Here is a 13995-nt window from a genome sequence, read left to right on the forward strand (position 1 = left end):
CGGGCGGCGTACGGGCGCTCCGCGTGCGCCCCCGCGCACCCTGATGGCCGAATCTCCGCGCCCGCGAACGAAGGGCGCACCCAAGAATGGGCAGGCGCTTTCCGCGGTGTGGACCACCGCGCGGACGGCGCACGGGACGGGGGGGACCGCGACCGGCCCACGAGGCACGGGCGGCGAACGACGCGAGATACGACGACCATACGAGGGGGCGGGGCAGTGATCCGGGTACTTCTGGTGCACGACGCGTGTCTGGTGCGATCGGTTCTGGCGGAGTGGCTGCGCCGGGAACCCGGGCTCGACGTGGACGACACGCCGTGGCACGGTGCCGCCGCGCGGGTACGGTCCCTGGCCCCGGACGTGTGCGCGGCGGACCTGGACTGTGCCGACGGCCATGGCACGCCCCCGCTCGGCGACCTGTCCCCGGCGCGCTCCGGTGGGCGTCCGCCCGCGCTGGTGGTGCTGGCCCACGCGAACCGGCCGGGTCTGCTGAAACGAGCCGCCGAGGCGGGCGCCCTCGGCTTTGTCGACAAGGCGGGCTCACCGGACCGGCTGTTGCGCGCCATCCGCAGCGTTGCCGAGAGGGAACGTTTCGTCGATGCGTCGCTGGGCTTCGGTTTCCTCCAGGCGGCCCAGATGCCGCTGACCAGACGCGAGCTGAGCGTGCTGTCGCTGGCGGCCGGGGGCGCGTCGATCGCGGAGATCGCCGGGAGCTTGCATCTGTCCCACGGCACGGTCCGCAACTACATGGCGTCGATCACCCGCAAGACGGGCGCCCGCAATCGGATCGACGCCATTCGCATATCGAGGGGAGAGGGGTGGCTGTGAGCACGTGGCCCGGGATCCGGGGGGCGGGGTGAGGTGACTAGCGGGACAGCGGCGTGTGGTGCGGTGTGTGGGGGGGCCAGCCGGCGGTCAGCTGCCGGTACAGGGCCGATGTGCGCAGCAGTTCGTCGTGTGTGCCGCAGGCGGTGCGCGCACCGTCCATGACGAGGATCCGCTCCGCACGACGGGCGGAGCTGATGCGGTGGGCGACGACCAGCAGCGTGCCGCCCGGGCGTGCGGCGAAGGCCCGCTCGGCGCGTGCCTCCGCCTCCGGGTCGAGGTGACAGGTCGCCTCGTCCAGCAGGGCCAGCGGGGCCGGGGAGAGATACGCCCTGGTCAGCGCGATCAGTTGCCGCTCGCCCGCCGAGAGCGCCGTCGGATCGACCGGGGCGTCGGGCCCGCCCAGTGTCCGCAGCAGCGCGGTCAGCCCGACCGCGTCGGCGGCGGCCAGCAGTTCGGCCCGCGGCACCGGGGCCGGGCGGAAGAGGGACAGGTTCTCGGCCAGGGTGCCGCCGTGGACGTAGGCCTCCTGGGGGATGAGCACGGTCACCTCCGGCGCGGGGACGGGGCGGCCGTACAGCCGGATGGTGCCGTGCCGCGGTGTGAGCAGCCCGGCGACGAGTCCCGTGAGCGTCGATTTTCCGATTCCGCTGGGGCCCACGACGGCCAGGTGGCCGCCTGCCGGGAGGCTGAGGTCGAGTCCGTCGAGGATCGGCTCGCTCGCGGCGCCGTAGGCGAAGGTGAGGGAGGTGAGGGAGAGGGCGGTGTGCCGCGCGCCCGAGGACGGGCGGCTGCGGCTCGTCCGTGGCTGGTCGCGCGGTTCCGTGTGCCCCTGGGGGTGTCGTGCCGGGCGGGTCAGCCGGCGCAGGACCACCGTGAGGCGGGAGCCGCTCGTGCCCAGGCCGTGGACCAGGTTCTGCAGGGCGGGCAGCAGGGACTGGGTGACGTAGGCCAGCGCGCCGACCAGTGCGCCCGGGGTCACGCCGTGGTCCAGCAGCCAGGGCGTGGTGACCAGCAGCAGAACCACGGGCAGCTCACCGCCCAGGGCCAGTGCGGCGGTGCGGGCCACGCTCCAGCGGGCCAGGGCGCGCGCGGCGCGCAGCTCGGCGTCGACGCGTTCCCCGACGTCCGCCGCGACCCGCTCCTCGGCACCGGACGCAGTGACGTCCCGCAGTCCCGGACACAGTGCGCCCAGCTCCTGGGCCAGCGCCTCGTCCGCGGCGAGGAACGCTTCCTGGCGGCGGGCCAGGGGCCGCAGCGTCGCCGCGAACAGGGCCACTCCGGCCAGCAGCGGGGGCACTACGACGGTCAGCAGCGGCGGGGCCAGCGAGAACAGGCCGATCAGGGCGCCAGCGGCGGTGAACAGGAACGACCGCGACACCATCACCACGCCCGCGAGCGTGTCCCGGGCCAGCTCCACCTGCTGGGTGAGCCCGGACAGCGCACCCGCGTCCGCCTCCCGCACCCCGCGCTCGACCACCGCGGTCACCAGCCGGTCCCGGGCCGGTTCGACCAGAGCGGCGACCACGCCGTACACCCGCCCGGTCCCGTACGCCCCGGCACAGACGGCAAGGCCCGCCGCCCCCAGCCAGAGCAGGCCGGTGCGTACGTCCCCGGCCAGGAACCCGGCGTCCAGCGACCGCGCGAGGGCGTAGCCGAGAAGGAAGGTCTGCCCCGCCTCCAGCACCGACCAGGCGCCGAGCCGGACCAGCACCCGCCACCGCGCCCGCAGAAACCGGCAGGCCTGCCCGCGCACCCGCGCCGGGCCCCCGCCGCCCGCCACCCCGAGACGACGCCCCGCGCCGGCCCTGCCCCTCAACTCCCGCTCCCGGTACGGCACATGAGTTCCTCGCCCGGGGTGCGCCGACGCCGGCCGCCTGCCCCCGTCGACCTCCGCCTCCCAGCCCCCGTCCCGGCAGCCCGGACGCGGCACGTACGTCCACCCTTCCCCACTGCCGTCACCCCCGAGCCTCCGTCCCGACCTGGCCCCCGACGTCGCCCGCCCTCGCCGGCCCGGTCTTGTCCCGGCTCGCCTCCCCCGCACCGAACACCGCCCGGTACTCCTCGTCCCGCCACAGGTCCCGGTGGGTGCCCAGGGCGCGGATGCGGCCGCCGTCCAGCCAGGCGACCCGGTCCGCGCGGGCCGCTGTGGTCGGGCGGTGGGCGATCAGCACGCGGGTCTGTGGCGGGGTGGGGGACAGGAGGGTCTGGGTGATGCGGTGTTCCGTGACCGTGTCGAGGCTGGAGAGGGCGTCGTCGAGGATGAGGAGCCGGGCGCCACGGGCGAAGGCGCGGGCGAGGCCCAGGCGTTGGGACTCGCCGCCGGAACGGGGGGCGTCGGCGGTGCGGGTGGCGTAGCCGTCGGGCAGGCGGCGGACGAACCCGTCGGCGTGCGCGCGCCGGGCGGCCGAGCGGACGGCGGCCGGTGACCGGGCGGTGAGCCCGAAGGCGAGGGTGTCCTCGATCGTCGTGCCCAGCAGCGCGGGGCGTTCGAAGGCGTAGGCGACGGCACGGCGCAGCTCGTCGTGGGTGAGGTCGCGCAGCGGGACGCCGTCGAGGAGGACCTCGCCCGCGTCCGGGTCGGCGAGCCGACCGGCCACCTCGGCGAGCAGGGACTTCCCGGCGCCGGAGCGGCCCACGATCGCCAGGGTCGTACCGCCCGCGACCGTCAGGCTCAACCCGTCGAGGACGTTTCGGCCGCCCCGGACGGCCGTCACCGCTCGCAGCTCCAGGCCCCCGGGGCCGGGCGGCAGGCGGCGGGTGCCGTGTTCCGGGCGGGGCTCGGCCGTCACCTCGGCGAGTCGGCCGGTCGCCGCGCGGGCCCGGGCGAGTGCGGCGAGCTGTCCCACCAGCGCGCCGACGCCCGTCGCGAGGACCGCGTACCGGGAGGCGGCCAGCATGTCGCCGACCGACAGGCGGTGCCGGGCCAGCAGCACTCCGGCCACCGCCAGTACGCCCAGGTTCAGCAGCGGGGCCACGGTGACCGCCCGCGCGGCGGCCCGGCCCTGCACCCGCCACATGCGCTGTCCCGCACGCGACAGTTCGGGCAGTGACGCGAGGACGCGGGCGCTCTCGCGGTCCTCCACGCCCGCCGCCCGGATCGTACGGGAGCCGCCGATCGCCTCCGCCAGTGCGGCGGCGATCCGGCCCTGGGCATGCTGGTAGTCGGCCACACAGGCCGAGGTGTCCCGGGTGAAGGCGCGCAGCAGCAGGGCCAGGACCGGCGCCCCGGCGAGGAACACGGCCGCCAGCCACGGGTCGATGAGGCCGAGGGCCACCACGCCTCCGACCGGTCCGGCGAGTGCGGCGAGCAGCGCGGCCAGCGCGCCCGGCGCCGTTCCGGCCTGGGCCGCGTTGCCGACCCACCGCGCCACCAGATCCCCGGCGCCGAACCGGGCCGTCGCGCGCGCGCCCAGGGCCAGGACCTGGCCGGTCAGCTGACGGCGCAGCCATGCCGTGGCGTGCGCGTCGGCCGTGCCGGTCAGCACGCCCGCGCAGCCGTCCAGCAGGGCCAGCAGGAGGACGAGGCCGGCACAGCCGGCGACCCAGCGGGCGGCGGGGGCGTGGGCCAGCAGCAGGTCCAGGGTGTGGCCGAGCAGGGCGGGCAGCAGCAGACCGGCCGCCGTGGCGGCCGTGCTCACGGCGCACAGCACGGCACAGCGCGCACCGCCCTGGCGCAGCACGGCGCGCGACAGGACGCGACCGGCCGCCGAAGTGGCCTTGTCGGAGCGGGAGTTCATGGTCTGCGGCCTCGCTCGGGTCAAACGGGAACGGGGAAGGCCCCGGACGGCCCCCTCCCACGCGGAGGGGGCCGTCCGGAGCCGTGGAATCACCGGCCCGGTCAGAGACAGAGCAGAATGCTCGCCGCGGAGACACAGGACAGCAGGCTCACGGTGCTGGCGCCGCCGCCGCCGTTGTGCTCGTCGGACTCCAGGGCCTGCAGGTCGAGAAGTGCCATGATGATCGTCCTTTCCCTTGTTTCGGGGACGGGGTGGTGTCACGACTCCGTCAGATCGCGGAGCCGCGGATGTGGGCCGCCGGGGGCGGCGGCAGGAAGGGCAGGTGCGCGGTGCGGGCGTCGTCGCGGGCCGCGGCGAGCGCGAGCAGGCAGCCTGCCGTACCGGTGGAGAGGTCCATGGACAGGCGCATCATCTGGTGCCCGGGGAAGGCGAGTTGGCCCTGGTAGTCCATCGCGAACCAGCCGAGCCCCGCGATCTGCTGCGCCAGCCGCTCCCGGGTGGCGCCGGGGGCCGAGGAGCGGGCGAGGTGCAGGATCATTCCGGCGCGGCCCTGGAAGAGGCCGGGCTGGGCGTAGAAGCGGGAGGTGGCGGCGGTGAGGATGCCGGCCCGGGCGCGTTCGAACCCCTCGTCGTGCGTGTGCGCGAGGTAGTCGTCGAGGACCAGCCCGATGCCCGCGCTGCCGTCGCCGAGGTAGGGCAGGGTGCGCCAGCCCTCGTCCACCTCCAGGCCGCCGTTCGCCTTCTGGGTCACACAGCGGTCCAGGTCACGGCGGAGCGCCTCGGCCGCCGCGGCCAGATAGCGGGCCTCGCCGGTCTCCTCGTGCTGCCGGAGCAGGAACAGCGCGGGTCCGCTCGCGCCGCGCAGCAGTCCGGCACGCCGGCGCGGGGTGTCCGGCACCGGTTCGGCAAGGCGTCGTACGACGATGTCGGCGGCCTCGGCGGCGTGTTGCCGCAGAGCGGCCTCGCCGGTGGTGTCCGCGAGCCGGGCCAGGACCAGACCGAGTCCGGCGAGTCCGCCGTGCAGATCGGAGGCGAGACTCGGCCAGTTCTCCCGCAGGACGCCCTCGATCAGGTCCAACGCCCGCTGCCGGTGGCCGAGTTGCTCCAGTACCAGGGCGACGCCGGCGAGACCGTCGTACAGGCCGAGCGGGGTGCCGGGAGGCGGCGGGGCGGTGTGGTCGAGCAGCCAGCGCTCGCCCTCGTCGTAGCGCCCGGCCCCCGACGCGTCGAGCGCGTACAGCACCCCGGCCGCGCCGTGCGCGAGCCCGAGTCCGCCGCCGTCGGAGAACTGGGCGATGTCACCGGGGAAGAGCCGGTCGTCGCGTTCCGGGGTGGCGGAGGCCAGGATCGCCTTCACCATCGAGTCCCTGCTGCCGGGCCACTCACCGGGTACCGCGGGCCGGGCCGGCCGCACCCGGGGGCCGCCCGCCGCGTCCCGGGTGATCTCCACGACCGCCTCGTCCAGGAAGGCGCGCGGCACGTCCGGGAACTGCTCGGCGATCACCTCCGCGAGATGCGCCGCCTTGCCGCGGTCCACCACGAACAGCGTGGTCACCGGCAGGAACAGGGCGAGCCGCAGACAGGCCAGCGCATAGCGGTCCACGTCCGGGCCCCGGCGGTCCGGCGGGGCGAAGAAGCCGGGGTGGGCGACGGTCTGCCGGGCGTTCTGCGCCGCGGGCGCGGCGGCCTCGAAGTCGATGAGGCACACGGACTCGTCGTCCTCGGCCACCATGATGTTGAAGACGTGCAGGTCGTTGAAGACCAGCCCGCGCTCGTGCACCGCGGCGACCGCCCGCTCCACCGCCGCGTTGATCCGTAGCGCCCACGCCGTGTACGCGGCGACCTTCGCCGGGTCGGGGTCGGCGGTGAGCAGCGGGTGCCGCTCGGCGAAGTAGGAGTTGAGCGGGCGCCCGGCCAGATGGTCCATGACCAGGAAGCGGTGCTCGCCGAGCAGGAACCAGTCCCGCACCTCGGGCACCACACCGGTCCCGGCGGCCCGCTCCAGCGCCGCCTTCTCCCGCTCCAGTCGGGCCACCGCGTCCGCGCCGTCGGCGGCCAGCCCCGCGTGCGGCCGGGCCTCCTTCAGCACCACCCGGCGCCCGTCCCGGGTGTCCGTGCCGGCGTACACCCCGCCGCCGTTGGAGAAGTGCAGCGCCTTCTCGATGCGGTACGGCAGCTCGCCGACCGTCGTGGTGTTGCGGGCCTCCAGATGCGGGCGCAGGAACTCCGGCAGCGACACCCAGGCCGGCACCTGGAAGGACGGTGCCCGCCGGTCCGGCACCAGCGTGCCCGTGCCGTCGGCCACCGCCGGGACCAGCGTGCCGCGCTCGTCCACGACGTAGCGGCGGGCGAAGGCGCCGTAGCGGACGTAGAGCGGACCGTCGTGCCAGCGCAGGTCGGTGAGGATGTACGGACCCTCGAACCCCTTCAGCAGCGCGCCCAGTTCCTCCAGGACCTGGTGCAGCTGCCGCTCGTCCGCGGGGTAGACGGTGACGAACTTGCCGCTGGTGTCGCGGCCCGCGTACTTGGCGTTGCGCAGGTGCAGCAGATGCGGGCCGGGCACGAACTTGAACGGGATGCGGCGCGGCACGCAGTAGTCCCACACGAGGGCGGCGATCTGCTCCGCGTCGGCCGCGGTCGCCGAGGAGTGGATCTTCCAGCCCTGGGCCGGTGACGGCAGTGGCGCGCCGTCCGCATCGAGCGGGGTCAGCGTCAGCCAGTCGCCGGAGCGGGCCGCGTGCCAGTGTGCCGGAACGGTGCGGCGCGCCGTCGCGAACAGCGGCGCGGCCTCCCCGACCGTACCGCCGGCCGCCTCGAGCCGGTCGGGCGTGTCGTAGAAGTGCCCGTCGGCGAGCGCGTACACCTCGTACCGCTTGTCCATGCCCCTCCCGCCCTCGTCTTCCGTGACCGGAAAGACACTCGCAGCAGCCGGACGGCTGCGGACAGTCACGTCTGTCACGACGTCGCCGTGCGGAACGCACGGGTCAACATGTGTTCGGGGGCTTTCGAGCGAACCGTGTGCGCGAGGTGTCCCGAGCGTTCACCGTCCGGCACCCGAAGCGTTCACAGGGGCTGCGCGGGAGGCGTACACGCGCTCTAATGGCGAACGTGGTGAGCGAGGGCGCCGCGGTCGGCGGAACGAGGACGGGGCCGCGACGTGCCGAAGCCGCCCTCGACGCCCTCGGCGCGTCGCCCGGCACCCCGGACCGGCTCCGCCGCGTCCTCGAACAGGCGCTGGTACTCGCCGGCGCGGCCTTCGCCGGGGTGTACACGCCCGGCGACGACCCCGACCGGCTGTGCCTCGCCGAGTCGGCGGGTCTGCCGCGCACCCTGTACGGGCTCCGGGACGGCTATCCGGCGGCCGGCGGTTCCCCGGTCGCCGAGGTCCACCGCACCGGACGCCCGCGCTGGCCCGGGCCCGGGCAGCCGACCGGTCGCCCCGAGGCGCGGCGCACCGCGGCCGCGGACTTCTCGGTGGCCGTTCTGCCGCTCGGCCCGGCGGGCAACGGCTGTCTGCTGGCCGTCAGCGAGCATCCCGGCGGCTTCGGCACCGACGACCGCGCCTGTCTCGAACTGGTCGTCCGCGCCATCGCCCCACCCGCACCGGCCGCCGCCACGGGCGACACCGGCGCGCCGGCCGAGAACGCCTTCAGCCTGGCCATGGACACCGGCCGGGTCGAGACCGGCGACGCCATCCTGCGGCTGTTCGGGCTCGGCCGGGACTCCTTCGACGGCCGGGTGGAGACCCTCCTCGCGCGGGCCGTGCCCGAGGACCTGCCCGCGCTGATGTCCGTGGTCGAGGCCGACCACCTCTCCATCGGCGACCGCGAGCTGGAGTTCCGCATCCTCCAGCCCTCCGGCGCGCCCCTGTGGCTGCGGCTGCGCGGCCGGCTGCTGCCCGCCGCGGAGGGCAGCCCGGCCCGGCTGGTCGGCACCGTCACCGACGCCTCCACGCAGCGTTCGGACGCCACCGACGTGGCCCGCGTGCAGCGCCTGGCCGCCGCTCTCGCCACCGCCGGCACGGTGCAGGACGTCGGCCGGGCCGTCGTCGCCGCCCTGCGCGAACCGCTGCACGCCGACCGGCTCGCGCTCGCCGAACTGGACGGCGACCGCCTCGTCGTCACCGTCCTCGACCCGCCCGAACCCGAGGCCTGGCCCGAGCTGTGGCGCACCGAATGGCGTACCGAGTGGCCCGACGCCCCGGTGCGCGCCATGCCCACGCTGGCCGCCGCGCTGCGCGAGGGCCGCGCCCGGATCTGGCCCGCCGGCAGCACACTGGAGCCCGCTCTCGCCGGCGTCGGCCCCGGCGGCCTCGCCGTGCTGCCGCTGCCCGCCGGCGGCCGGGTGGCCGGCGCCTGTCTGATCGGCTGGGACCGCCCGCACGACGTCGGCCCCGACGAACGCGCCCTGCTCACCGCCTGCGCCGGCCTGACCGGCCAGGCCCTGGTGCGCGCCCACGCCTTCGACGCCGAGCACGAACTCGTCGGCATGCTCCAGCGCACACTGCTGCCCCGCCGGCTGCCCCGGCTGCCCGGCGCGGTCGCCGTCGCCCGCTATCTGCCCACCACCGCGGGGCTGGAGGTCGGCGGCGACTGGTACGACGTGATCCCGCTCGCGGACAACCACGTGGCCTTCGTCATCGGCGACGTACAGGGGCACAACGCGGGCGCCGCCACCCTGATGGGCCAGATGCGCACCGCGCTGCGCGCGTACGCCGTCGAAGGACACGCCCCGGACGTGGTCGTCGCACGCGCCAACCGGCTGCTGCTGGACATGGAGACCGACCTCTTCGCCACCTGCGCCTACGTCGACGTAGACATGGAGGAGGGCACCGCCTGGTGCGTACGCGCCGGCCATCCCCAGCCCGTGCTGCGCCACCCGGACGGCAGCGCCGAGATCATGTCGGCCGAGGGCGGGCCGCCGCTCGGGGTGCTCGGCCAGGCGGAGTTCCCGATGACCCCGTTGCGGCTCCGGCCGGGCACGGTGATGGCGCTGACCACCGACGGCCTGGTGGAGTCCGCGGCCGCCGACCTCGACACCGGCATGGCGCGGCTCGCCCGCGAGCTGTCCGCCGCCGACCCCGCGCACCTCGGCCTGGTCGCCGACGCGCTGCTCACCGGCGCCCACCGCGGCGACGACGTCGCGCTGCTGCTGATGCGCTACGACGGCCTGGCCGTACGACCGCTGCGCGAGAGCTGGACGGTGTGGCGGGTACCGGAGGCGGTCCGGCACGCCCGCCGCTTCACCCGGCGCACACTGCGCACCTGGGGCGTCCACCAGGGCACCTTGGACGCGGCCCTGCTCGTGGTCTCCGAACTCGTCACCAACGCCCTCGTGCACACCGACGGCCAGGTACGCCTCGACCTCAGCCTGGTCAATCACCGGCTGCGGCTCGCCGTCGCCGACTCCTCGCCGCGCAGCCCCGTCAAGCCCACCAGCATCGGCTGGGAGGCCACCGGCGGGCGCGGCATCCTGCTGGTGGACGCGGTGTCGGCGGCCTGGGGAACGGTCCCGGTCAGCGGCGGCAAACAGGTGTGGGCCGACCTCGTGCCCGGCGGCTGACCCGCCACACGGGTACGGGTGCGCCCGGCCACGGCAGGTCGCGGGAGTTCGCCCGCCGGCCGTGCCTAGGGTCGATCGGCGTGGCACACACCTTCGAAGAACTGGTGGAGAAGCAGCGCGCGGCCGACGCGGCGCAGCGCACGGTCGACGAGCTGCGCGAGGCTTACGGCCCGCCGGCCGAGCGGGGGATGACGGGCGCTCAGTCGGAGACCTACGAGACCGCCCTGCGCGCCTCGCGGGACCTGGCCCGCGAGGTGCAGACCGCGCTCAGCGAGTACGCCAAGGACACCGGGCGGCCGCGTACGGAGATCGAGGCCGAGGTGGGCGAGGCGGCGGCGGAGCCGCAGGAGACATGAGCCGGGCCGGCCGCCGCGCCGGAGGGCTGGTGGACGCCGCGGACGCCCGGCTGCCCGTCCTGGAGGGCGGCCCGCTGCTGCGCAAGGCGTTCCCCGACCACTGGTCGTTCCTGCTCGGCGAACTCGCGCTGTACAGCCTCCTGGTGCTGATCCTGACCGGGGTCTGGCTGACCCTGTTCTTCACGCCGGAGATGCGCGAGGTCGTCTACGCCGGCCCCTACGCGCCGCTGCGCGGGGTGCGTATGTCGGCCGCGTTCGACTCCACCCTGCGCATCAGCTTCGACGTGCGCGGCGGACTGCTGATGCGGCAGGCCCACCACTGGGCGGCGCTGGTCTTCCTCGCCGCGATCGGCGTGCACCTGCTGCGGATCTTCTTCACCGGGGCCTTCCGCAGGCCCCGCGAGCTGAACTGGGTGATCGGGCTGACCCTGTTCGTGGTCTCGCTCGCCGAGGGCTTCGCCGGCTACTCGCTCCCCGACGACCTGCTCTCCGGGACCGGGCTGCGTATCGCGCAGGGCATCATGCTGTCGATCCCGGTGGTGGGCACGTACACGGCCTTCTTCGTCTTCGGCGGCGCGTACCCGGGGCACGACATCGTCACCCGCCTGTATCCGGTGCACGTCCTGCTGCTCCCGGGCGCCCTGATCGCCCTCGTCACCGTGCATCTGATCCTGGTTTTCCACCTCAAGCACACCCAGTGGCGCGGCCCGGGCCGCACCCCGCGCAACGCCGTCGGCAAGCCGTTCTTCGCGCAGTTCACCGCCTCCTCCGGCGGCCTCTCCCTCATCGCCGCCGGCCTTCTCGTACTCCTGGCCGCGCTCGCCCAGGTCAACCCGGTGTGGAACTACGGCCCCTACCGGCCCGACCTGGTCTCCACCGGCTCCCAGCCCGACTGGTACGTCGGTTTCCTGGAGGGCGCGCTGCGGCTGGTGCCGGCGTGGGAGACGGAGGTCGCCGGGCACACCCTGATGTGGAACGTCCTGCTCCCCGCGGTCGTCCTGCCCGGCCTGCTGTTCGCCGTGCTCTACGCCTATCCGTTCGTGGAGCGGCGGTTCACCGGGGAGGGCGGCGGCGAACAGCACTTCTGCGACCGGCCCCGCGAACGTCCCGTGCGCACCGGCCTCGGGGTCGCGGGCACCGTCTTCTACGCCGTGCTGCTGCTGGCCGGCGGCAACGACGTCATCGCCCAGACCTTCCGGATCTCGCTCAACGCGCTCACCTGGGTGCTGCGCGTCGCCCTGGTCGTGGCACCGGTGCTGTCCTTCGTCGTGACCCGGTGGCTGTGCCGGGCCCTCACGGAGGCCGAGCGGAACCGGCTCGACGAGGGCGTGTCCACGGGCGAGATCCGGCAGAGCCTCACCGGCGGCTACGAGAGCGACCACGAGCCCGTCGCGGCCTTCCGGCCCGGCGCCCCGCGCAGGTCGCTCACCGCCGCGCGTACTGGAACACCAGCCCGAACACCCCACGGGCCAGCACACCGAGACCGATGAGGAACAGCCACAGCCCGTAGACCACACCGGTCGCGGTCACCGCGAAGCCCAGCGCGGTGACGATCGGCCACGCGCTCTCGTCCGGGAAGAACGCCACCGGCCCGGCCCCGTCCAGGACCTGCGCGTCCGCACGGTCCTGCGCGCGGGTGCCGCGGCGCCTGTACTGGATCAGGCAGAAGAACGACACCAGCGACGCCATCGCGCACGCGACCACCAGTGCGACCGTGCCCGTCGCGTCCCTCGACCACGCCCCGTACAGCGTGGCGGACCCGCCGAAGAACAGTGCCACCCCGCCGAACAGCATCGACTCGGTCTTCATCGCGTGGTTCCCCGCCCGGCCTCCGGATGGTGCAGGTCGAACGCCGGCGACTCCGAGCGGATCCGGGGCAGCGCCGTGAAGTTGTGCCGGGGCGGCGGACAGGAAGTGGCCCACTCCAGGCCCCGGCCCCAGCCCCACGGGTCGTCGAGAGTGACCTTCTCGCCGTGCACGGCGGTGCGCCAGACGTTGTAGAGGAACGGCAGGGTGGAGACGCCCAGCAGGAACGCGCCCGCCGAGGAGAGGGTGTTGAGCGGCGTGAAGCCGTCCTGGGGCAGATAGTCCGCGTACCGGCGCGGCATCCCGGCCTCGCCGAGCCAGTGCTGTACCAGGAAGGTCAGCTGGAACGCCGGGAACAGCAGCCAGAAGTGCAGCCGGCCGAGCCGCTCGTCCAGCATCTTCCCCGTGAACTTCGGCCACCAGAAGTAGAACCCTGCGAACATCGCGAACACCACCGTGCCGAACAGCACATAGTGCAGATGGGCCACGATGAAGTAGCTGTCGGTCAGGTGGAAGTCCAGCGGCGGCGAGGCGATCAGCACCCCGCTGAGCCCGCCGAGCAGGAACGACACCAGGAAGCCCAGCGACCACAGCATCGGCGTCTCGAACGACACCGAGCCGTGGATCATCGTCCCGATCCACGCGAAGAACTTGATGCCCGTGGGCACCGCGATCAGGAACGACGTCAGGGAGAAGAACGGCAGCAGTACGGCCCCGGTGGCGAACATGTGGTGCGCCCACACCACCGCGGACAGCATGGTGATCGCGATCGTCGCCCCGATCATCGGCAGATACCCGAACAGCGGCTTGCGCGAGAACACCGGCAGGATCTCCGAGATGATCCCGAAGAACGGCAGCGCCACGATGTAGACCTCCGGATGCCCGAAGAACCAGAACAGGTGCTGCCACAGCAGCGCGCCGCCGTTCGCCGCGTCGAAGACGTGCGCGCCGAACTTCCGGTCCGCCTCCAGCGCCAGCAGCGCCGCCGTGAACACCGGGAACGCGGGCAGGATCAGGATCGAGGTGAACAGTACGTTCCAGGTGAAGACGGGCATCCGGAACATCGTCAGGCCCGGGGCGCGCAGGCACAGGATCGTGGCGATGAAGTTGACCGCGCCCAGCGTCGTCGACACACCGGCCACGACCAGGCCCATCACCCACAGGTCCCCGCCCGCGCCGGGGGAGAAGTACGCGCTGTTCAGCGGCGCGTACGCGAACCAGCCGAACGCGGCCGCGCCGCCCGGCACCAGGAACCCCGAGACCACCATCAGCCCGCCGAACAGGTACATCCAGTACGACAGCGCGTTCAACCGCGGGAACGCCACGTCCGGCGCGCCGATCTGCAGCGGCATCACGGCGTTGGCGAACCCGGCGAACATCGGCGTCGCGAACAGCAGCATCATGATCGTGCCGTGGATGGTGAAGAAGGTGTCGTAGCCGTGCTCGCTCAGGAACTGCAGGCCCGGCCGCGCCAGTTCCGCGCGCATGCCGAGCGCCAGCAGCCCGGCGAAGAGGAAGAAGCAGAACGCCGTGACCATGTACAGCCGGCCGATCACCTTGTGGTCGGTCGTGGCGGACCAGCGCAACAGGGCCCGGCCGGGCCGTGGGGCGGGGGCCGCGTAGCGCTCGGCGACATTGCGAGTATCGGACATCTGGGGCGTCTCGGTCATCTTTGGTGACGCTACTCCGGGTGGTCGAAGGCCCCGCCC

At 74.2% G+C, this 13995-nt stretch carries 10 protein-coding genes; 4 read left to right on the forward strand and 6 right to left on the reverse strand.

Features of this window, described 5'->3' with window-relative positions; translation table 11 throughout:
• The first annotated feature begins 216 nt into the window (after window positions 1-216).
• The gene (locus tag ADK64_RS18365; RefSeq protein WP_053660266.1) at window positions 217-825 is read left to right on the forward strand and encodes a response regulator transcription factor; all 609 of its coding nucleotides are present in this window, start codon (window positions 217-219) and stop codon (window positions 823-825) included.
• Window positions 826-862: 37 nt separating this feature from the next.
• Here ADK64_RS18365 and ADK64_RS18370 read toward each other — a convergent pair whose 3' ends face one another.
• From ADK64_RS18370 to lanKC, 4 genes are all read right to left on the reverse strand, one after another.
• Window positions 863-2536, reverse strand: a complete 1674-nt coding sequence (locus tag ADK64_RS18370; RefSeq protein ID WP_053660354.1) for an ABC transporter ATP-binding protein — start codon at window positions 2534-2536, stop codon at window positions 863-865.
• Window positions 2537-2780: 244 nt separating this feature from the next.
• A complete protein-coding gene (locus ADK64_RS18375) occupies window positions 2781-4562 on the reverse strand; it encodes an ABC transporter ATP-binding protein (RefSeq protein ID WP_053660267.1) in 1782 nt (593 codons plus the stop codon).
• Between the two features lie 101 nt (window positions 4563-4663).
• Window positions 4664-4780 (reverse strand): SapB/AmfS family lanthipeptide, encoded by a 117-nt coding sequence (locus tag ADK64_RS18380; RefSeq protein WP_053660269.1) that lies wholly within the window; start codon window positions 4778-4780, stop codon window positions 4664-4666.
• A 50-nt stretch (window positions 4781-4830) separates the two neighbouring features.
• Complete coding sequence (gene lanKC / locus ADK64_RS18385) at window positions 4831-7443, reverse strand: class III lanthionine synthetase LanKC (protein ID WP_053660271.1); 2613 nt, start codon at window positions 7441-7443, stop codon at window positions 4831-4833.
• A 218-nt stretch (window positions 7444-7661) separates the two neighbouring features.
• Here lanKC and ADK64_RS18390 point away from each other — a divergent pair, with 218 nt between their 5' ends.
• The 3 genes from ADK64_RS18390 (at window position 7662) to ADK64_RS18400 (ending at window position 11970) form a co-directional block, all read left to right on the forward strand.
• Window positions 7662-10124 carry a SpoIIE family protein phosphatase gene (locus tag ADK64_RS18390; protein ID WP_199829644.1) on the forward strand — a complete coding sequence of 821 codons (2463 nt, stop codon included), beginning with the start codon at window positions 7662-7664 and terminating at the stop codon, window positions 10122-10124.
• A gap of 80 nt (window positions 10125-10204) precedes the next feature.
• On the forward strand, window positions 10205-10480 hold the full coding sequence (locus ADK64_RS18395; protein WP_053660273.1) for a hypothetical protein: 276 nt from the start codon (window positions 10205-10207) through the stop codon (window positions 10478-10480).
• Window positions 10477-11970, forward strand: a complete 1494-nt coding sequence (locus ADK64_RS18400; protein ID WP_078992707.1) for a cytochrome b — start codon at window positions 10477-10479, stop codon at window positions 11968-11970. Before ADK64_RS18395 ends, ADK64_RS18400 begins: the two co-directional genes overlap by 4 nt.
• On the opposite strand, the gene ADK64_RS18405 is transcribed toward ADK64_RS18400, so the two are convergent.
• Together ADK64_RS18405 and ctaD are read right to left on the reverse strand one after the other, a co-directional pair.
• Window positions 11906-12289: a cytochrome c oxidase subunit 4 gene (locus ADK64_RS18405; protein WP_053660275.1), complete on the reverse strand. Its 384-nt coding sequence runs from the start codon at window positions 12287-12289 to the stop codon at window positions 11906-11908. The genes ADK64_RS18400 and ADK64_RS18405 overlap by 65 nt on opposite strands.
• Window positions 12286-13938: a cytochrome c oxidase subunit I gene (gene ctaD / locus ADK64_RS18410; protein WP_053660358.1), complete on the reverse strand. Its 1653-nt coding sequence runs from the start codon at window positions 13936-13938 to the stop codon at window positions 12286-12288. Before ctaD ends, ADK64_RS18405 begins: the two co-directional genes overlap by 4 nt.
• Between the last annotated feature and the right edge of the window lie 57 nt (window positions 13939-13995).

This window comes from Streptomyces sp. MMG1121 (assembly GCF_001280015.1).
In the GTDB taxonomy this organism is placed as follows: Bacteria; Actinomycetota; Actinomycetes; order Streptomycetales; family Streptomycetaceae; genus Streptomyces.

Bases quoted from the DNA above. Each gene is read 5' to 3' on its own strand.
- ADK64_RS18375 (WP_053660267.1), bottom strand. From the start codon at position 4,562: ATGAACTCCCGCTCCGACAAGGCCACTTCGGCGGCCGGTCGCGTCCTG.
- ADK64_RS18380 (WP_053660269.1), bottom strand. From the start codon at position 4,780: ATGGCACTTCTCGACCTGCAGGCCCTGGAGTCCGACGAGCACAACGGC.
- lanKC (WP_053660271.1), bottom strand. From the start codon at position 7,443: ATGGACAAGCGGTACGAGGTGTACGCGCTCGCCGACGGGCACTTCTAC.
- ADK64_RS18390 (WP_199829644.1), top strand. From the start codon at position 7,662: ATGGCGAACGTGGTGAGCGAGGGCGCCGCGGTCGGCGGAACGAGGACG.
- ADK64_RS18400 (WP_078992707.1), top strand. From the start codon at position 10,477: ATGAGCCGGGCCGGCCGCCGCGCCGGAGGGCTGGTGGACGCCGCGGAC.
- ADK64_RS18405 (WP_053660275.1), bottom strand. From the start codon at position 12,289: ATGAAGACCGAGTCGATGCTGTTCGGCGGGGTGGCACTGTTCTTCGGC.
- ctaD (WP_053660358.1), bottom strand. From the start codon at position 13,938: ATGTCCGATACTCGCAATGTCGCCGAGCGCTACGCGGCCCCCGCCCCA.